This window comes from Nocardioides phosphati, assembly GCF_014646375.1.
In the GTDB taxonomy this organism is placed as follows: Bacteria; Actinomycetota; Actinomycetes; order Propionibacteriales; family Nocardioidaceae; genus Nocardioides; species Nocardioides phosphati.
Window position 1 is genome coordinate 260,960 of record NZ_BMNI01000004.1, and the last position, 18,840, is coordinate 279,799.

Consider the following 18,840-nt stretch of genomic DNA (forward strand, 5'->3'; position numbering starts at 1 on the left):
CTACCTCAGAGCTTGATCTCGATGTCGACGCCGGCAGGCAGGTCGAGTCGCATGAGCGAGTCGACGGTCTTCGGCGTGGGGTCGATGATGTCGATGAGGCGCTTGTGGGTGCGCATCTCGAAGTGCTCGCGCGAGTCCTTGTACTTGTGCGGCGAGCGAATCACGCAGTAGACGTTCTTCTCGGTCGGCAGCGGCACGGGGCCGGCGACCTTCGCACCCGTGCGGGTGACGGTGTCAACGATCTTGCGCGCGGAGGTGTCGATCACCTCGTGGTCATAGGCCTTGAGCCTGATGCGGATCTTCTGTCCCGCCATAGGTCTCTCTCGTCCTTCGTGTCAGTACCGGGTCTTCGCCGGCACCTGCGTTCTGTGTCGAGATGGGCTCCGGGTGAAGCCGTCCCGCCTGTTGTTCCCCACCCCGCTCGACCCCCGCGGTCGGGCGTGTCGCGCAGATGAAGCGCAGCGAAACGCATGACCCGGGTAGGTCTTGTGGTGTTGTGCGGTGCGTCCGACGGTTTATCGGACTGGAATCGGGTCTCCTGGATCGGTGCGGCCACACGCACGACCACCGACTTCTCACAGGAGGAGCGATTCAGTAGTCAAGATGTGGCGCACCCCGGCAACCCGCCGGAGCAACCGGGCTATCTTGTCAGAGTTCGCCCGCCACTCCAAATCGCTACCGCACGCCCCCGCCGTCGGCCGGAATGACCGGGATCGTGGTGTGTCGCGGTCAGGCGCGACGGTAGGTGAGGTCGTCGGAGCCGCGGCCCTCGGCCAGGCCACGCCGCTCGAACTTCGTGACCGGGCGCTCGGCCCACCGCTCCCCGACGCCGCCCTCGAGGGTGGGCTCGGTCGCGAAGACCTCGACCATGTGCTCGGCGTAGTCGGGCCAGTCCGTCGCGAGACGCCAGACGCCTCCGTCGACGAGGCGCGAGGCGGCGATGCCGACGAACGGCTGGTTGACCAGGCGCCGCTTGTGGTGGCGCGCCTTGTGCCACGGGTCCGGGAAGAGCGTCCACAGCTCGGTGATCGTGCCGGGCGCGAAGAGCTCCGTGATCGACCAGGCCGCGTCGACGGTGCAGAGTCGCACGTTGGTCGCCCCGGCCTCCTCCAGCTTGATCAGGGTGTCGGCCACGCCGGGCAGCCAGACCTCGAAGGCGAGGATGTTCGCGTCGGGGTGCGCCGCGGCGTACTGCGCCACGTGCTCGCCATTGCCCGAACCGATCTCGACGTACAGCGGCGCCTCGCGGCCGAACCACTCCTGGTTGATGTCGAGAGGAACGGCGACGTCCGTGACGCGCTCGGGGCCGATCACCCACTCCCCCGCCAGGCGCTGCCACGCGTCGGCCTGCTTCGTGGTGAAGCGGCTGCCGCGGCGGGAGTAGGAGAGGACGCCGCGCAGCGGGCGGCCGTCCTCGCTGAGCTCGACGCCGGGGCGGGCCTCGGGCGAGGCGTTGCGGCTGCGGGCCAGCTTCCCCTTCGTGTCGAAGGAGGCCGGCTTGTCAGCAGCAGCGGGGGCGTCGGGAGCAAGGTCGTTCATGGCGGCGCCGAGTCTAGGCGGGCGGGTGGCGCAGCCAGAAATGGCGAAGACCCCCGGACTCCTTGCGGAGCCCGGGGGCCTTCAGTGCTTCAGGTCGCGGACCGGAGCCCGCTCAGATCACTTGGTGATCTTGGTGACCCGGCCGGCGCCGACGGTGCGGCCACCCTCACGGATCGCGAAGCGGAGGCCCTCGTCCATGGCGATGGGCTGGATGAGCTCGACGGCCATCTCGGTGTTGTCACCGGGCATGACCATCTCGGTGCCCTCGGGCAGCGTCACAACGCCGGTCACGTCAGTCGTACGGAAGTAGAACTGCGGACGGTAGTTGTTGAAGAACGGCGTGTGGCGGCCGCCCTCCTCCTTCGAGAGGATGTAGACCGAGGCCTCGAAGTTGGTGTGCGGGGTGGTCGTGCCCGGCTTGATGACAACCATGCCGCGCTCGACGTCCTCGCGCTTCGTGCCACGGAGGAGCAGACCGACGTTCTCGCCAGCCTGGCCCTCGTCGAGGAGCTTGCGGAACATCTCGACGCCCGTGACGGTCGACTTCTGCGAGGTCTCGCGGATGCCGACGATCTCGACCTCCTCGCCGACCTTCACGATGCCGCGCTCGATACGACCCGTGATGACGGTGCCACGACCGGTGATCGTGAAGACGTCCTCGACCGGCATGAGGAACGGCTTGTCCGTCTCACGCTCGGGCTGGGGGATGTACTCGTCGACCGCAGCCATGAGCTCGAGGACCGACTTGCCCCACTTCTCGTCGCCGTTGAGCGCCGGGAAGGCAGCAACGCGCACGACCGGGATGTCGTCGCCCGGGAACTCGTACTCGGAGAGGAGCTCGCGCACCTCCATCTCGACGAGCTCGATGAGCTCCTCGTCGTCGACCATGTCGCACTTGTTGAGCGCGACGACCAGGGCGGGGACGCCGACCTGGCGCGCGAGCAGCACGTGCTCACGGGTCTGCGGCATCGGACCGTCGGTGGCGGCCACGACCAGGATCGCGCCGTCCATCTGGGCGGCACCGGTGATCATGTTCTTGATGTAGTCCGCGTGACCGGGGCAGTCAACGTGGGCGTAGTGACGACCCTCGGTCTGGTACTCGACGTGCGCGATCGAGATGGTGATACCGCGCTGACGCTCCTCCGGAGCCTTGTCGATCTCGTCGAACGGCGTGAACGGGTTCAGGTCCGGGTACGCGTCGTGCAGCACCTTGGTGATCGCCGCGGTAAGAGTCGTCTTACCGTGGTCGATGTGACCGATCGTGCCGATGTTGACGTGCGGCTTCGTCCGCTCGAACTTCGCCTTAGCCACTGGGGCTCCTCCTGGGTGTGTTTGTTACTTGACTCGTTGAATGGTGCAGTGCCGAAGTACCGGACGAATTACTCGCCGCGGACCTTCTTGATGATCTCGTCGGCGACGTTCGTGGGAACCTCGGCGTACGAGTCGAACTCCATCGAGTACGAGGCCTGACCAGAGGTCTTCGACCGCAGGTCACCAACGTACCCGAACATCTCGGAGAGCGGCACGAGGGCCGACACGACGAGGTCGCCGTGACGCTCCTCCTGCGCGCGGATCTGGCCACGGCGGGAGTTGATGTCGCCGATCACGGTGCCGAGGTAGTCCTCGGGGGTCGTGACCTCAACGGCGAACATGGGCTCCAGCAGGACCGGCTTGGCCATGCGTGCGGCCTCCTTGAAGGCCTGGTTGCCGGCGATCTTGAACGCGAGCTCCGAGGAGTCGACGTCGTGGTAGGCACCGTCGGTCAGGGTGACCTTGATGTCGACCATCGGGTAGCCAGCCAGGATGCCGTACTGCATGGCGTCCTGCGCACCGGCGTCGACCGACGGGATGTACTCGCGCGGAACGCGACCACCCGTGACGGTGTTCTCGAACAGGTAGCCCGCACCGAGACCGGTCTCGGGGTTGATGTTCGGCTCGACGTCGATGAGGACCTTGGCGAACTGGCCCGTACCACCGGTCTGCTTCTTGTGCGTGTAGCTGTGACCACGCACGGTGCCGCGGATGGTCTCGCGGTACGCGACCTGCGGCTTGCCGACGGTCGCCTCGACCTTGAACTCGCGCTTCATGCGGTCCACGAGGATGTCGAGGTGGAGCTCGCCCATGCCCGCGATGATGGTCTGGCCGGTCTCCTCGTCGGTCTTGACGACGAAGGTCGGGTCCTCCTCGGAGAGGCGCTGGATGGCAACGCCGAGCTTCTCCTGGTCGGACTTCGTCTTCGGCTCGATGGCGACCTCGATGACCGGCGCCGGGAACGTCATCGACTCGAGGACGACCGGGTTCTGCGGGTCGGCGAGCGTGTGGCCGGTCTTGGTCTCCTTGAGACCCATGACGGCGACGATCTGGCCGGCGCCGACGGCGGCGATCTCCTCACGCTTGTTGGCGTGCATCTGGTAGACCTTGCCGATGCGCTCCTTCTTGCCGTTGGAGGCGTTGAGGACCGTCGAACCAGCCTCGAGCTTGCCCGAGTAGACGCGCACGAAGATGAGCTTGCCGAGGTGCGGGTCGGTCGCGATCTTGAACGCGAGCGCGGCGAGCGGCTCGTCAGCAGAGGGCTGACGGGCGATCTCGACGGTCTCGTCCTTGGGCGAGTGACCGATGATCGACTCGACGTCGAGCGGCGACGGCAGGTAGTCGATGACCGCGTCGAGCAGGGGCTGGACGCCCTTGTTCTTGAACGCCGTGCCGGTGAGGATCGGGTTCAGGTTGCCGGCCAGGGTCGCGCGACGGATGGCGGCCTTCAGGGTGGGGACGTCGAAGACGTCGCCCTCCTCGAGGTAGACCTCCATGGTCTCGTCGTCGCCCTCGGCGAGCGTCTCGACGAGCTTCTCGCGGTACTCCGCAGCCTTGTCGGCCAAGTCCGCGGGGATCTCCTCGACGACGTAGTCCTCGCCCTGCTTGGTCTCGCCACGCCACACCTTGGCGTTCATCTCGACCAGGTCGACGACGCCGATGAAGTCACCCTCGGCACCGATCGGGAGCTGCAGCACGAGCGGGGTCGCGTTGAGCTTCGAGACGATGGTCTCGACGACGCGGTAGAAGTCGGCACCGGTGCGGTCGAGCTTGTTGACGAAGCACATGCGCGGGACGTTGTACTTGTTCGCCTGGCGCCACACGGTCATGGACTGGGGCTCGACACCGGCGACACCGTCGAAGACGGCGACGGCGCCGTCGAGGACGCGGAGCGAACGCTCCACCTCGACGGTGAAGTCGACGTGACCGGGGGTGTCGATGATGTTGATCTGGTGGTTCTTCCACCAGCAGGTCGTCGCGGCAGACGTGATCGTGATGCCGCGCTCCTGCTCCTGCTCCATCCAGTCCATCGTGGCTGCGCCCTCGTGGACCTCACCGATCTTGTACGAGATACCGGTGTAGAAGAGGATGCGCTCGGTGGTGGTGGTCTTGCCGGCGTCGATGTGAGCCATGATGCCGATGTTGCGGACGGTACTGAGGTCCGTGGTGATCTCAACAGCCACTGTGGTTCGCGTTCCTTAGGAAGTCGGGTCGGTGGGTGGCGGGGGCGCCCCCTGAGGTGCGGCCCCGNTCGGCCATCTTGTGGGTGTCCTCACGCTTCTTCACAGCGGCACCGAGGCCGTTGCTCGCGTCGAGGATCTCGTTCATCAGGCGCTCGGCCATCGTCTTCTCGCGACGGTCGCGCGAGTAGCCGACGAGCCAACGGAGCGCGAGCGTGGTGCCACGCGTGCCCTTGACCTCGATCGGAACCTGGTAGGTCGCACCGCCGACGCGGCGGGACTTGACCTCGATGGCGGGCTTGACGTTGTCGAGCGCGCGCTTGAGCGTGACGACCGGGTCGGTGCCGGTCTTCTCGCGGCAGCCCTCGAGGGCGGTGTAGACGATGCGCTGGGCGGTCGCCTTCTTGCCGTCGATCAGGACCTTGGAGACGAGCTGGGAGACGACGAGCGAGCCGTAGACCGGGTCGTTGTCGATCGGACGCTTCGGAGCGGGACCCTTGCGAGGCATGTCACTTCTCCTTCTTCGCGCCGTAGCGCGAACGGGCCTGCTTGCGGTTCTTCACGCCCTGCGTGTCGAGCGAGCCGCGGATGATCTTGTAACGGACACCCGGAAGGTCCTTCACACGACCGCCACGCACGAGCACGATCGAGTGCTCCTGCAGGTTGTGGCCGACGCCGGGGATGTACGCCGTGACCTCGACGCCCGACGACAGGCGCACGCGGGCGACCTTGCGGAGGGCGGAGTTCGGCTTCTTGGGGGTGGTCGTGTAGACGCGCGTGCAGACGCCACGGCGCTGCGGCGAACCCTTCAGGGCAGGCGTCTTGGTCTTCGACACCTTGTCCTGGCGGCCCTTGCGGACCAGCTGCTGAATAGTGGGCACCGGTTGGTTCCCTTTCTTTGTTCTCTCTCACGCCGCAGCGCTCTGCCGGGGCGGTAAAGGTCGGGAACTGCCGCCGAAGCGGTGGTGCCCTGAGGCGGCCCGTTTCCGGGCACGCAAGCGGCCTGGACATGCCAGACACGAGGAGTCAGCCTACGGGCCGTGTGTACGCCGGTCAAAACGGCTACGCGGCGGCCTCGCGCGCTGCCTCTGCGCGGGACTCCGCGGCGGCCGCGAGGGTGCGACGACCACCCAGGAGCAGGTGGGCGGCGAGTGCTCCGACAGCGGTCACGCCACCACCCAGCCAGAGCGTCCAGCGGGCGCCGAACTCCTCCCCCAGCCAGCCGATCAGCGGCGACCCGAACGGCGTACCGCCCATGAAGACCGTGAGGTAGAGGGCCATCACGCGTCCGCGCATGCCCGCCTCGGTGGTCACCTGCACGTAGGCGTTGGCGGAGGTGATCATCGTGAGGGCGGAGAGGCCCAGCAGTGGCGTCAGCAGCGCGAAGACGACGTACGACGGGGCGAAGCCGGAGGCGACCTCGAGCAGGCCGAAGACGACGGCGCCCCCGACGATCAGCGCGGGCCGCGGGGTCTCGCGCCGTGCGGCGAGGAGCGCGCCGGAGAGGCTGCCGACCGCCAGGAAGGAGCCGAGCAGGCCGTACTCCCCCGGGCCGCGGTGGAAGACGCCGGTCGCCATCAGGGCGGAGGTCATCTGGAAGTTGAGGCCGAAGGTGCCCGCGACGAAGACGATCGCGAGCACGACGACCAGGTCGGGCCGTCCCCGGACGTAGCGCACGCCCTCGCGCAGGGCGCCCGGGCCGCGGGCGACCGGCTTCGCTGGCGCGAGGAGGCGCGGGTCGAGGCGCGCGAGGCTCCAGATCGGGGCGGCGTAGCTGAGGGCGTTCAGCAGGATCACCCAGCCGGTCGCACGGGCGTCGCCACCGAGCAGGGCGATGAGGAGGCCGGCGAGGCCGGGACCGACGAGCCGTGCGGCGTTGAAGCTGGCCGAGTTGAGGCTGACGGCGTTGGGGAGCAGCTCCGGCGTGACCAGCTCGGAGACGAACGACTGGCGGGCGGGGGCGTCGAACGCCGAGGAGATGCCCAGGATGAGGGCCAGGACGTAGACGTGCCACGTCTGCGCCGCCCCGGTCACGGCCAGCAGGCCGAGGACGAGCGCGGGCAACGCCATCGCGACGTTCGTCAGCTGCAGGAGGCGGCGCTTGGGCAGGCGGTCGGCGACCACGCCGGCCAGCGGCATGACCAGCAGGAACGGCAGGAACTGCAGGCCGGTCGTGATGCCGATCGCCGCACCGCTGCCGCCGGAGACCGCCAGGACCAGCCAGTCCTGGGCGACGCGCTGCATCCACGTGCCGGTGTTGGAGACGACGCCACCGGCGGCGTACCGCCGGTAGTTGGAGCTGCTCAGGGCGCGGAAGGTGGGGCTCATGCAGTCGCCAGCCTCCCGAGGAGGTCGGAGGCACGGCGGAGGAGGTCGCGCTCGTCGGCGGTCAGCTCGGCGAGCTGGCGGGCGAGCCAGGCGTTGCGGCGGCGGCGTTCGGCCTCGACCACGCGCCAGCCCTCCTCGCTGAGCTCCACCACGACCTGGCGACCGTCGTCGGCGTTCTTGTTCCGTACGACGAGGCCGCGGTCCACCAGGCAGCCGACCGTCCGGGTCATCGACGGGGGTCGCACGCGCTCGGTCTCGGCGAGCGAGCCGATCGTCTGCGCGCCCTCGCGGTGGAGGATGCCGAGCACCGAGAGCGCACCGAGGCCGAGGTCGAGCTCGGGGTCGCGCTCGGAGCGGATCCGCCGGGAGAGCCGCACGACGGCGATGCGGAGGACCGAGGCGAGCTCGGCCGGGGCGTCGGGAGTCGGGGTCACGACGGGTGAACTACTTAGCCTCGCTAACTATTCCTCGCGGCGGAGATGCCGAAGCGGTCGCCCTCCCCCGCGGGAGGACGACCGCCTCGGCGTACGTCAGGTGAGCCAGTCGGTGATCGGGCCGATCGCGAAGTAGACGACGAAGAGGACCGCGATGACCGCCATCAGCGGGTGGATCTCGCGCGCCTTGCCCACGCAGAGCTTGATCAGCACCCAGGCGATGAACCCGGCGCCGATGCCTGCGCTGATCGAGTAGGTGAACGGCATCAGCACGACCGTCAGGAACGCCGGGATGGCGATCTCGAGGTCGTCCCAGGCGATGCCGGTGACCTGCTGCATCATCAGGAAGCCGACGAGGACGAGAGCGGGGACCGCCGCCTCGTTGGGGATGATCGCGACGAGCGGCGCGAAGAAGGCCGCCAGCAGGAAGAGCACGCCGGTCACGACGCTGGCCAGGCCGGTGCGCGCGCCCTCGGCGACACCGGACGCCGACTCGATGTACGACGTGTTGCTGGAGACGCTCGCGGCGCCACCGGCCGCGGCGGCGAGGGAGTCGACGACCAGGATCATGCGCGTGTTGGGCGGGTTGCCGTCCTCGTCGAGCAGGCCGGCCTCGGCACCGATCGCGGTCATCGTGCCCATGGTGTCGAAGAAGTCCGCGAGCATCAGCGTGAAGACGAAGAGGACGACCGTGACCACACCGGCGTGCTGCCACGAGCCCAGCAGGTTGAAGTGGCCGATGAGCTGGAGGTCGGGCAGGCCGAAGACGTCCTTGGGCCAGGTGGGGACGTTGAGGCTCCAGCCGGTCGGCTTCTCGACGACCGACCCCGCGCCGACGACCTTCTCCACCACGATCGCGACCAGCGTCGTGGCGACGATCGAGATCAGGATCGCGCCACGGACCTTGCGGACGTAGAGGCCGATCAGCAGCGCCAGGCCGAGCACGAAGACGAGCACCGGCCAGCCGCGGAGCTGGCCCGCGACGCCGAGCTCGACGGGGACCGGGCCCGCGCCGGTGCGGCGTACGAAGCCGGAGTCGACGAGGCCGATCAGTGCGATGAAGAGGCCGATGCCGACCGAGATCGCGACCTTGAGCTGCGCAGGGACGGCACGGAAGACCGCCTCCCGGAAGCCGGTGAGGACGAGCACGAGGATCACCAGGCCCTCGATCACCACGAGGCCCATGGCGTCGGCCCAGGTCATCTTGCTCGCGATGGAGAAGGTGACGAAGGCGTTGAGGCCGAGGCCCGCGGCCAGCGCGAGGGGGTAGTTGGCGACCACGCCCATCAGCAGCGTGAGCACGCCGGCGGCCAGCGCGGTGGCGGCCGCGATCGCCGCGAAGTCACCGCCCGCGAGCTGGTGCCCGTCGATGTCACGGCCCTGGAGCAGGATGATCGGGTTGAGCACGATGATGTACGCCATCGTCAGGAACGTGACGATGCCGCCGCGGACCTCCTGCCCGATGGTGGATCCGCGCCTGCTGATCTGGAAGTACGAGTCGAGCGTCACGCGCGGCAGTCTGGCAGATGCCTGCATCACACAGGTTCCAGCGGCGTGTCACCGTGGAGAACAAGGGCCGCGGCGAGCAAGGCACGATGGCCTACTGTTGCCGTCGTGGATCCCCTGGACGAGCAGCCGACCGTGCACGAGATCGGCAACCGCACCTACCTCGTCGCGGACGTCGAGCCGCTCGACCTCGACGGCGTACGCACGGTCGAGATCGGCACCGTGCTGTGGCTGGTCGCGTTCCTCGCGATGCTGCCGTTCTACGGACGGCTCGAGGAGACCGGCCGCCTCTGGTGGCTGTGGGCCTGCATGGCCGGCTTCGGCCTGGGCCTCTTCGGCATCGAGATCTGCCGCAAGCGGCGCGCGCGCCGCGGCTGAACCTCGCGGGTCAGGCGGGCCGGCTCAGAGCGAGTCGAGCTCGTCGGTCGTGAGCGTGTCGTGGGCGTGGTCAGTGGGCGGGATCGGCTGCTGCTTCTTCGACAGCTGCGCCTCGGAGTGGGCACCGCAGCCGTGGCCGAAGGCGACCACGCGACCGTCGTCGTTGGCGTTGCCGTTGGCGCAGACGCCGAACGTCTCGGCGAGCGAGCCCGCGATGCGCAGCAGGAAGCCGCACGAGTAGCACTTGGCCGGCGCCGACTGGGCGATCGGAGCCTCGGGGCCGCCGTCGCCGTCGTACCACCGCTGGGCGGCGAGGTCGATGCCCTCGCGCGACAGCGTGCGGACCCGGCCCAGGCCGAGGTCCTTGGCGACCTGGCGCACCTGCGCGGTCGCGTCGGGGTCGAGCGGGTCGTCGCCGAAGGAGTACGTCGGGACGAGGCGCGGGTCGTCGTCCTCGACCGGGAGCAGGTCGCCCGGCGAGAGGTCACCCGGACGGATGCGGTCCTTGTAGGGGACCCACTCGGGAGCGATGATCGCGTCGTCGCCCGGGAGGAGCACGACCTCGTCGACGGTGACCTTGTCGCTGCCCTCGGCACGGGCGACGGTCACGGACCAGCGCCAGCCGCGGTAGCCCGCGCGCAGGCACTCGAAGTAGTGGGTGAGGACGTGGTCGCCCTCGGCGACGGCGGCGATCGCGTCGCCGACGTCCGCGCGGTCCGCCTGCTCGAGCAGGACCTCGCGGGCCAGGTCGACGGCAGCCGTCAGGACGGTGTCGCTCGGGGCGGTCGTCGATGTCTGCGTCGTCACGTCGGGGATTCTCCACCATGACCGCCCGCCCTGTCGCGCCGGGTTGTCCTGCAGGGTGTCGGCACCGTGGGCAAGGATGGGGCCATGAACGGCGAGCTCCCCCGACGCGCGGCCACCGGCGTACGCCGAGTCGCGGGGTCGACAGCGCGCGGCACCGCGCGCGTCGGCCGGGCGACGTACTCCGCCGCGCAGCGGGCCGCGACCGCCGAGGGCGCCGGCCAGACCGGGCTCTCGCGCCTGATCGCGCTGCACGCCTCCAACGCCGCCGGCGACGCAGCGGTGGCGATCTCGCTGGCGGGCACCCTCTTCTTCCAGGTCCCGACGGGCGAGGCGCGGGGGCAGGTGGCGCTCTTCCTGGGGCTGACGATGCTGCCGTTCGCGGTGCTGGCTCCGCTGATCGGGCCGTTCCTCGACCGGGTCGGCCACGGCCGCCGGTGGGCGATCGGCGCGACGATGGCGGTCCGGGCCTTTCTCTGCTGGTCGCTGGCCACGGCGGTGGCGACCGAGTCGAAGTGGCTCTTCCCCGCGGCGCTCGGCGTCCTCGTCGCGTCGAAGGCCTACGGCGTGACCAAGGCCGCGGCTGCCCCGCGCCTCGTGCCGCCCGGCGTCACGCTGGTCAAGGCCAACGCACGCATCTCCCTCGCCGGCGTGGTGGGCGCGGCCGTCTCGGCGCCCCTTGCCGGGCTGGCGGCCTGGTTCGGCGCCGAGTGGTCGCTGCGCTACGCCTTCGCGGTCTTCGTCGTCGCCACGATCCTCGCGATCCGGCTGCCCGCGCGCGTCGACTCGGCCGCGGGCGAGGTCCGGCTCGAGCTGCTCCCCGGCCACACGGCCCGCGGCTCCGGGGAGGCCGCACCGCAGCGGAGCCCCCGCATCCCTCCGGCCGTCTCCTTCGCACTGCGGGCCAACTGCGGGCCGCGCTGGCTGTCCGGGTTCCTCACCATGTTCATGGCGTTCCTGCTGCGTGAGCACCCGGTCGCCGGCTGGCACGCCCGCCCCGAGCTCCTGCTCGGCCTGGTCATCGGCGCGGCCGGCCTCGGCAACACCCTCGGCATCGCACTCGCCTCGCTCTCGCGCCGGCTCAGCCCCGCCGTCACCGTGCTGCTCGCGCTCGTCGGCGCCACGGCGATGACCCTCGTCGCAGCGCTCTTCTACGGCCTGCTCTCCCTGGTCGCGCTCGGCCTCACCGCGGGCCTGGCCCAGTCGCTGGCCAAGCTCTCCCTCGACTCCACCATCCAGCGCGACGTGCCGGAGCGGGTGCAGGCGAGCGCCTTCGCGCGTTCCGACACCCTGCTCCAGCTGGCCTGGGTCGTCGGCGGCGGCATCGGCATCGCGATGCCGCTCCAGCCCCGCCTCGGCCTCGGCATCGCGGTCGCGATCCTCGCCGCCTGGACCGTGACCGTCATCGTCACCAACCCGAACCGCGCCGCCCGCCGCACCTGAGGGTGTTGGATGCGTGCATGAGCACGCCTGAGTACCCCGGCCAGCCGGAGCAGCCGCCGACCGAGCCCACCGTCCCCCTGCCGCCGACGCACCACCCGTACGGCGCTGTGCCCCCGCAGCCGCCGCAGCCGCCGCAGCCGCCGGCGTACGGCAGCATGCCGCCGATGCCGCCCGTCGCGCCGCCCGGCTACTACGGCGGCTACGCGCCGGCGGCTCCCACCGACGGCCTGGCGATCGCCTCGCTCGTCACGGGCATCGTCGGTCTCACCATGATCTGCGCCTACGGCCTCGGCCTGATCCCGGCCATCATCGCCATCGTGCTGGGCCGCAAGTCGATGAAGAAGATCGACGCCTCGGGCGGTCAGATCGGCGGCCGCGGCCTCGCCCAGGCGGGGTTCATCATGGGCATCATCTCGACGGTGATCATCGTCGTCCTGGTGGCGGTGGGCGCCATCTTCTTCACCGCCCTCTTCAGCACGGACTGCTTCGGCGACGGCTGCGACTGAGCCCACTGTCGGCTGCGCTCAGCCGGTCACGACCGTCAGAGGGCGCAGCCGACGCAGACGGGCTCGTTGACCAGCCGCACGCCGTACGCCGCCTCGACGCCGTCGCGCACCTCGCGGGCGAGGGCGAGCAGGTCGGCGGTGGTCGCACCGCCGCGGTTGGTGAGCGCGAGGGTGTGCTTGGTCGAGAGGCTGACCCGGTCGTTGCCGTGGCCCTTGGCGAAGCCGGCGTGGTCGATCAGCCAGGCGGCGCTCGACTTGATGCTGCCGTCGGGCTGCGGGAAGCGCGGCGCATCGGCGGGCAGCGCGTCGGCCTGCGCAGGCGTGAGGATGGGGTTGGTGAAGAAGGAGCCGGCGCTCCAGGTGTCGTGGTCGGCCGGGTCGAGGACCATGCCCTTGCCCGCCCGGAGACCCAGCACGGCCTCGCGCACGTCGCGCAGCGGCGCCCGCTCCCCCGGCTCGACGCCCAGGGTGCGCGCGAGCTCGGCGTACTTGACGGGGGCGCCCTGCTCGCCGCGCTCGAGCCGGAAGGTGACGTCGAGGACGACGTGGCGTGCGGGGTCGGACTTGAACCGGCTGTGGCGGTAGCCGAAGGCGCACTCCTCGCCGCGGAAGGTGCGCTCACCCTTGAGGACGCGGTCCCACACGCGGACGGCCGTGATCGTCTCGGCGACCTCCTGGCCGTAGGCGCCGACGTTCTGGATCGGGGTGGAGCCGACCGCGCCGGGGATGCCCGACAGCGCCTCGACGCCGACCCAGCCGCTGGCGACGGCGCGGGCGACGAAGTCGTCCCACGGCTCGCCCGCGGCGACGGTCACGTCGACGTGGGTGTCGTGCTGCTCGAGGGTCACGCCCGTCGTCGCGATCCTGACCACGAGGCCCGGGAAACCCTCGTCGGCGACCACGAGGTTGCTGCCGCCCGCGACCAGGAGCACCGGGGTGCCGGCGGCGTCGGCCTCGGTCACGGCGGAGACGAGCTCGTCGGACGACGTGGCCTCGGCGTACGACCCGGCGGGGCCGCCGAGGCGGAGGGTGGTGAGGTCACGGAGAAGCACGGGCCGACCCTAACGTCTGGGCGCGTCACGCCCGGGAAATGGAGCGAGGGCGGCCACCCGGATGGGTGACCGCCCTCGTGAAGGCTCTGGTGGGAGCCCCGCTGGGATCAGCGGGTCTCCTTGTGCGCCGTGTGCTTGCGGCAGCGCGGGCAGAACTTGTTGAGCTCGATCCGGTCGGGGTCGTTCCGACGGTTCTTCTTGGTGATGTAGTTGCGCTCCTTGCAGTCCACGCACGCAAGCGTGATCTTCGGGCGAACGTCGCTGCTCTTGCTGGCCACTGGGAGTCCTTAGTTTCTGGGTGCTGCGGGTGCAACTGGTGCTGGTGGTAGCGGGGGCGGGGATCGAACCCGCGACCTCACGATTATGAGTCGTGCGCTCTAACCACCTGAGCTACCCCGCCTCGAAAGGGGGACGGCCCGCAACTTTCGCCGCGGGGCCTCCCTCTCAGAGCCCCCTGTCCGGATTGAACGGACGACCCCTTCCTTACCATGGAAGTGCTCTACCACTGAGCTAAGGGGGCAACGAGGGAGAACATTACAGACCCCCGAGCAGCGCGCAAAATCCGGTGCCGTTGATGGTCATCACACCGGGATTCGAGCGCGTTTTCCGGTACGCCGGAGCGGCTCGCGCCCGCCGTCACCAGCGGGCGACGAAGTAGGTCAGGCCGAAGGGGTCGGAGCAGTGGACGAGACCTCCCGGGCCCGTCAGCCGCGGCCGGAGACGGGCGGCGACCGGCCAGGTGTGCCGGCCGGTCACCAGCAGCTCGGCGGCCTCAGGACGCGCGGCCAGCTCGGCGAGGGCGGTTGCGTCTCCCGCCGCGAGCGCGGCGGCGACGGCGTCGTCGTACGGGAAGGATCGGTCGTCGATGTGGCCGGGCGCGGCCTGCGAGCGGGCGGCCGCGCCGTCGCCGAGGACCACCAGGGCCGACGTGACGCGCGGGTCGAGGAGGCCGGCGAAGTCGACCTCGCCGTCAGTGCATTCGAGGTAGCTCGCCGGGGTCTCGACGCCGGCGAGCTCGAGCAGGTGCTCCCCCACCTGCTCGGCGAGCGAGCGCGGGGCGCCCTGGACGGGCCGCGCACGCGACGGGTCGTGCCACTCGCCCGGGGCCTCACGGCCCCCGACCGGGCAGAGGACGAGCACCTGCTCCATGCCACGGCAGGCCGTGCGGACCGCCTCCACTGCCTCCGCCCGCAGCTCAGCCAGGGGGTCGGACTGCCCCGACAGGTGGCGGAAGAGGAGCGGCGTCATCGGCACGAAGGCGGTCATCTGGACGCCGTGCGGGCTGGGCGCCTCGTACGGGTACGGAAGGCTCATGCGAGCGCCCTCGTGGCGTTGGCGGGCGGGCGGTCACCACGGATCGAGGCCACCATGTCGAGCGTCTGCCGCGTCTCGACGACGTTGTGGACGCGGAAGACCCGGGCGCCGTGCCAGGCCGCGATCGAGGTGGCCGCAAGGGTGCCGACCAGTCGTTCGCCGGCCGGGAGGTCGAGGGCCTCGCCCACGAAGTCCTTGTTGCTCAGGCTCACCAGCACGGGCCAGCCGGTCGCCACCATCTCGTCGAGGCGGCGGGTGACCTCCAGCGAGTGCCAGGTGGTCTTCTCGAAGTCGTGGGCGGGGTCGATCAGCAGCGACTCCCGCGCCACGCCGACGGCCAGCGCGCGGTTGGCGAGGGCGACCGTGTCGTCGATCGCGGCACGGACGACGTCGGCGTACGTCGCGCGGTGGGGGGCCTGGCGCGGGGTGGCGCCGTTGGTGTGGGTGCAGACGTACGCCGCGTGGTGCTGCGCGGCGGCCTCCATGAGCTGCGGGTCGTGGCCGCCCCACGCGTCGTTGAGGAGGTCGGCGCCGGCCTCACAGACCGCGTGGCCGACCTCGTGGCGCCAGGTGTCGACGGAGATGACGAGGCCGGGGAACTCCTCGCGCACGCGGGCGACGAAGCCGACCGTGCGACGCAGCTCCTCGTCGAGGTCCACCACCTCGCCCGGGCCCGCCTTCACGCCGCCGATGTCGACGATCTCGGCGCCCTGCTCGACGACCTGGCGGACCCGGTCGAGGGCGGCGTCCTCGGCGTACGTCGCGCCCTTGTCGTAGAAGGAGTCGCGGGTGCGGTTGACGATCGCCATCACGAGGAGGCGGTCGTCGGCGAAGTCATGGCGGCCGAGCCTGAGCATCTCAGGCCTGGATCCGCGCGAACGGCTGCGCCTGCTCGAGCTCGTGGGCCAGGCCGAGCAGTCGCGCCTCCTGGCCCGCGGCGGCGGCGAACATCATGCCGAGCGGCAGGCCCTCCGCGGTCTGCGCGAGCGGGAGGGAGATGGCGGGGTCACCGGTGGCGTTCTGCAGGGGCGTGAAGGCGACCCAGTCCATGAGGCGGTCGATGATCGCGTCGTAGGGCAGCGCGGGGTCGAGGTGGCCGATGAGCGGCGTCGCCTGGGCGACGGTCGGCGTGAGGGCGACGTCGTACGACCGGTAGAAGGCGGCGGACGTGCGGCCGGAGCGGGCCAGCCGTGCGATCGCGAGCGGAACCTTCGGGGTGTTGCGCAGGCCGTGGCGGGCCAGGCCGAGGGTGAGGTTGTCGAAGCGGGTCGGGTCGACCTCCTTGCCGAAGCGGAGGCGCGACGTGCGCACGATGACCGTGGCGAGGAAGGCCCAGTAGAGGAGGAAGTCGTCGGGGAACGTCGCCGGCACCGGGGGCTCGACCTCCTCGACGTGGTGGCCGAGCCCCTCGAGCAGCGCGGCGGTCTTGAGGGTCAGCTCGCGCACCTCGGGGCTCGCCTCGCGGCCGACGGAGCTGGTGACGACGGCGATCCGCAGGCGCTCGGCGGAGGGCGCCGTGACGTCGCCGACGGGCGGGAGCTTCGGGTTGCGCCAGTGGCGCTCCGCCTCGCGGAGGAACGCGGCGGTGTCGCGCACGCTGCGGGTCACGACGCCGTCGGAGACGATGCGGACCGGCATGTCGCGCATCATCCTGTCCTGCAGGGTGCGGTTGCGGGTCGGCTTGAGGCCGACGAGTCCGCAGGCCGAGGCCGGAATCCGGATCGAGCCGCCGCCGTCGTTGGCATGGGCGAGCGGCAGTGCGCCGGCTGCGACGAAGGCCGCCGCACCGCTGCTGGAGGCACCGGCGGTGTGGTCCGGGTTCCACGGGTTGCGGACCGGTCCGAGGCGCGGGTGCTCGGCGGACGCACTGAAGCCGAACTCCGACAGCCGGCTCTTGCCGACGGGGTGCAGGCCGATCGCGCGGAGCATGCGGACCCAGTCACCGTCGGCCTTCGCCTCCCGCGCCGGGAAGGCGTCGGTGCCGTGCCGCGTCGGCAGCCCCGCGACGTCGACGTTGTCCTTCACCAGCGTCGGCAGGCCGGCGAAGAAGCCGTCGTTGGGCGTCCACACCTCGTCGTACGCCGGGTGGGCGAGGCCGTTGAGCGTCGGGTCGACCGCCTCGATGCGGGCCCGGACGGCGGCCGCGAGCTCGTGGGGGGCGACTGCGCCGCTGCGGAGGAGCTGGACCAGCCCCACCGCGTCGTGGTCGGCGAGGAGGTCATCGGTGAAGGCGTGGACGCGGGCCATGGGCCGACCCTAGCGCCCGGGACCAGCCGCACGGCATCGGTATGACCCGTGAGTCATATGCGTCGGCCGTCCGGCGTCACAGGAGGAGCAGGACGACGGGCGTCAGCAGGCTGACCAGCAGCGCGGTCAGCCCCATGGCAAGCCCGGAGAAAGCGCCCTCGGTGGGGTGCTCGCGCAGCGCGCGGGAGGTGCCGATGCCGTGACTGGAGGCGCCGATGGCGAGGCCGCGCGCCCGCCGGTCGCGGACCCGGACGAGGTCGAGGACGGCCGGCCCGGCGACCGCGCCGACGATGCCGGTGACGATCGCGAGGACCGCGGTGAGCGCGGGCAGGCCCCCGATCGCGCCCGAGACGGCGAGGCTGACCGGGGTCGTCGCCGCCTTGGGCGCCATCGTCAGCTCGAGGACGTGGTCGCCGCCGAGCAGGCGGACGGCGAGGACGCCGGTGGTGATGCTGACCACCGCACCGACCGGGAGCGCGACCACCATCGGCACGAACATCCGCCCCAGGTGGTGGGCCTGGCGGTGTAGCGGCACCGCGAGCGCGACCGTGGCGGGGCCGAGGAAGAAGCCGATGATGCTGCCGCCCACGAGGTACTGCTCGTAGGAGAGGTCGAGGGCCCAGAGGGCGAGACCGATGACGACCAGCGCCACCACGACCGGCTGGGCGACCGCCTTCCACGCTGCCGGGACGCGCTTCTGCAGCTCCTGGCCGAGGCGGTAGCCGAGGAGCGTGAGGAAGAGGCCCAGCAGGGGCGAGGTCCGGAGCCAGTCGAGGGCATCGGTCATCGGGCACCTCCCACGGACGCGCCCGACGAGCCCGACGAGCGGCCGAGCAGGAGGGTCGTCAGCCAGCCGACGGTGACGATGCCGGCGAGCCAGGAGACCAGCAGGGCGCCCACGATCGGCACCGGCTGCTCGCCGACCACGTGGAGCAGCGTCACGACGCCGACGCCCGCCGGGATGAAGAGGAGCTGCAGGTGCTTGAGCAGCCCGTCGGCGGCGCGGAAGAGGTTGGCACTGGCGGGCGGCCGGCGGAGCTGGAGCACGACGAAGAGCAGCACCATGCCCATCACCGGGCCGGGCACGGTCAGGTCGAGCGAGCGCACCACCACCTCGCCCGCGAGCTGGAAGCCGAGGAGCCAGAGCAGTCCGTTGATCACGCTGACTCCCCGGTGGGCGCCGCCCCGGCAGCCTCCCGCGCGACGCACCCGTCGAGGTGGTCGTTGGCGAGGCCGAGGGCCTGCATCAGGGCGTACATCGTGGTCGGGCCGACGAAGACGAAGCCCCGCTTCTTCAGGGCCTTGCTCAACGCGAGGCTCTCGGGCACCTGCCCCGGGACCTCGGCGAAGGAGGCCGGCGCGGGGCGGGGATCGGGCGCGTGCGCGGCGGCGAGCCGGGCCAGCGCACCTTCGCCCTCCGCGTCCCACAGGTCCAGGAGCGCGCGGGCGTTGGTGATCGTCGCGTCGACCTTCAGCCGGTTGCGCACGATGCCGGCGTCGGCGAGGAGGCGGGCCCGGTCGACCTCGTCGTACGCCGCGATGCTGTGGGGGTCGAAGCCGTCGAACGCCGCCCGGAAGCCGTCACGCTTGCGCAGGATGATCGCCCAGCTGAGCCCGGACTGGAACGCCTCGAGCGTCAGCCGCTCGAAGACCGCGACGTCGCCGCTGACCGGGCGGCCCCACTCGGTGTCGTGGTAGGCGCGCATCTCCCCCGCGCCCGCCCAGCGGCAGCGCAGCAGGCCGTCCTCACCCAGCACCAGGTCGCTCATGGGCGACATCCTCTCCCACCGGGTGCAGA

The 18,840-nt window shown here is 70.8% G+C and carries 21 protein-coding genes and 2 tRNA genes; 3 read left to right on the forward strand and 20 right to left on the reverse strand.

Annotated features, from left to right (window positions below; genetic code table 11):
- Positions 1-5: 5 nt before the first annotated feature.
- From rpsJ to IEX47_RS10745, 9 genes are all read right to left on the reverse strand, one after another.
- On the reverse strand, positions 6-314 hold the full coding sequence (gene rpsJ, locus IEX47_RS10705) for a 30S ribosomal protein S10 (RefSeq protein ID WP_008360994.1): 309 nt from the start codon (positions 312-314) through the stop codon (positions 6-8).
- Positions 315-729: 415 nt separating this feature from the next.
- Positions 730-1,539: a tRNA (guanosine(46)-N7)-methyltransferase TrmB gene (gene trmB / locus IEX47_RS10710; RefSeq protein ID WP_188783982.1), complete on the reverse strand. Its 810-nt coding sequence runs from the start codon at positions 1,537-1,539 to the stop codon at positions 730-732.
- A gap of 117 nt (positions 1,540-1,656) precedes the next feature.
- A complete protein-coding gene (gene tuf, locus IEX47_RS10715; protein ID WP_188783983.1) occupies positions 1,657-2,850 on the reverse strand; it encodes an elongation factor Tu in 1,194 nt (397 codons plus the stop codon).
- Between the two features lie 68 nt (positions 2,851-2,918).
- On the reverse strand, positions 2,919-5,033 hold the full coding sequence (fusA, locus tag IEX47_RS10720) for an elongation factor G (protein WP_188783984.1): 2,115 nt from the start codon (positions 5,031-5,033) through the stop codon (positions 2,919-2,921).
- Entirely contained in the window at positions 5,023-5,538 is a 516-nt protein-coding gene (gene rpsG / locus IEX47_RS10725) for a 30S ribosomal protein S7 (protein WP_229662793.1), read from the reverse strand. Before rpsG ends, fusA begins: the two co-directional genes overlap by 11 nt.
- A gap of 1 nt (position 5,539) precedes the next feature.
- Entirely contained in the window at positions 5,540-5,911 is a 372-nt protein-coding gene (rpsL, locus tag IEX47_RS10730; RefSeq protein WP_107700762.1) for a 30S ribosomal protein S12, read from the reverse strand.
- Positions 5,912-6,092: 181 nt separating this feature from the next.
- Positions 6,093-7,358 (reverse strand): MFS transporter, encoded by a 1,266-nt coding sequence (locus IEX47_RS10735; RefSeq protein WP_188783985.1) that lies wholly within the window; start codon positions 7,356-7,358, stop codon positions 6,093-6,095.
- On the reverse strand, positions 7,355-7,792 hold the full coding sequence (locus IEX47_RS10740) for a MarR family winged helix-turn-helix transcriptional regulator (RefSeq protein ID WP_188783986.1): 438 nt from the start codon (positions 7,790-7,792) through the stop codon (positions 7,355-7,357). The genes IEX47_RS10735 and IEX47_RS10740 overlap by 4 nt, the downstream gene beginning before the upstream one ends.
- A 96-nt stretch (positions 7,793-7,888) precedes the next feature.
- Positions 7,889-9,328: an NCS2 family permease gene (locus IEX47_RS10745; protein ID WP_188783987.1), complete on the reverse strand. Its 1,440-nt coding sequence runs from the start codon at positions 9,326-9,328 to the stop codon at positions 7,889-7,891.
- Positions 9,329-9,406: 78 nt separating this feature from the next.
- Here IEX47_RS10745 and IEX47_RS10750 point away from each other — a divergent pair, with 78 nt between their 5' ends.
- Positions 9,407-9,676 (forward strand): DUF2530 domain-containing protein, encoded by a 270-nt coding sequence (locus tag IEX47_RS10750; RefSeq protein ID WP_229662794.1) that lies wholly within the window; start codon positions 9,407-9,409, stop codon positions 9,674-9,676.
- A gap of 24 nt (positions 9,677-9,700) precedes the next feature.
- Here IEX47_RS10750 and IEX47_RS10755 read toward each other — a convergent pair whose 3' ends face one another.
- Positions 9,701-10,483, reverse strand: coding sequence for a DUF3027 domain-containing protein (locus tag IEX47_RS10755; RefSeq protein ID WP_229662795.1), 783 nt, complete (start codon positions 10,481-10,483; stop codon positions 9,701-9,703).
- 84 nt (positions 10,484-10,567) lie between these two features.
- On the opposite strand from IEX47_RS10755, the gene IEX47_RS10760 reads away from it, so the two are divergent.
- Both IEX47_RS10760 and IEX47_RS10765 read left to right on the forward strand, forming a co-directional pair.
- Complete coding sequence (locus tag IEX47_RS10760; RefSeq protein WP_188783988.1) at positions 10,568-11,923, forward strand: MFS transporter; 1,356 nt, start codon at positions 10,568-10,570, stop codon at positions 11,921-11,923.
- Positions 11,924-11,940: 17 nt separating this feature from the next.
- A complete protein-coding gene (locus tag IEX47_RS10765) occupies positions 11,941-12,429 on the forward strand; it encodes a DUF4190 domain-containing protein (protein ID WP_188783989.1) in 489 nt (162 codons plus the stop codon).
- A gap of 35 nt (positions 12,430-12,464) precedes the next feature.
- Here the strand turns inward: IEX47_RS10765 and IEX47_RS10770 are convergent, their stop codons facing one another.
- The 10 genes from IEX47_RS10770 to IEX47_RS10815 all read right to left on the reverse strand — a co-directional run bounded on the left by IEX47_RS10770 (position 12,465) and on the right by IEX47_RS10815 (position 18,811).
- Entirely contained in the window at positions 12,465-13,481 is a 1,017-nt protein-coding gene (locus IEX47_RS10770; RefSeq protein ID WP_188783990.1) for a UDP-N-acetylmuramate dehydrogenase, read from the reverse strand.
- A gap of 107 nt (positions 13,482-13,588) precedes the next feature.
- Positions 13,589-13,759 (reverse strand): 50S ribosomal protein L33, encoded by a 171-nt coding sequence (rpmG, locus tag IEX47_RS10775; protein ID WP_107700766.1) that lies wholly within the window; start codon positions 13,757-13,759, stop codon positions 13,589-13,591.
- Positions 13,760-13,804: 45 nt separating this feature from the next.
- A tRNA-Met gene (locus IEX47_RS10780) sits at positions 13,805-13,881 on the reverse strand.
- 48 nt (positions 13,882-13,929) lie between these two features.
- A tRNA-Thr gene (locus IEX47_RS10785) sits at positions 13,930-14,001 on the reverse strand.
- A gap of 116 nt (positions 14,002-14,117) precedes the next feature.
- Positions 14,118-14,795: a hypothetical protein gene (locus IEX47_RS10790; protein WP_188783991.1), complete on the reverse strand. Its 678-nt coding sequence runs from the start codon at positions 14,793-14,795 to the stop codon at positions 14,118-14,120.
- Positions 14,792-15,652, reverse strand: a complete 861-nt coding sequence (gene folP / locus IEX47_RS10795; RefSeq protein ID WP_188783992.1) for a dihydropteroate synthase — start codon at positions 15,650-15,652, stop codon at positions 14,792-14,794. Before folP ends, IEX47_RS10790 begins: the two co-directional genes overlap by 4 nt.
- 1 nt (position 15,653) lies before the next feature.
- Entirely contained in the window at positions 15,654-17,042 is a 1,389-nt protein-coding gene (locus IEX47_RS10800) for an amidase (RefSeq protein ID WP_188783993.1), read from the reverse strand.
- Positions 17,043-17,118: 76 nt separating this feature from the next.
- Positions 17,119-17,829: an LrgB family protein gene (locus IEX47_RS10805; RefSeq protein WP_188783994.1), complete on the reverse strand. Its 711-nt coding sequence runs from the start codon at positions 17,827-17,829 to the stop codon at positions 17,119-17,121.
- Positions 17,826-18,203 carry a CidA/LrgA family protein gene (locus IEX47_RS10810; RefSeq protein WP_188783995.1) on the reverse strand — a complete coding sequence of 126 codons (378 nt, stop codon included), beginning with the start codon at positions 18,201-18,203 and terminating at the stop codon, positions 17,826-17,828. Before IEX47_RS10810 ends, IEX47_RS10805 begins: the two co-directional genes overlap by 4 nt.
- A complete protein-coding gene (locus IEX47_RS10815; RefSeq protein ID WP_188783996.1) occupies positions 18,200-18,811 on the reverse strand; it encodes a DNA-3-methyladenine glycosylase I in 612 nt (203 codons plus the stop codon). Before IEX47_RS10815 ends, IEX47_RS10810 begins: the two co-directional genes overlap by 4 nt.
- Positions 18,812-18,840 lie beyond the last annotated feature (29 nt).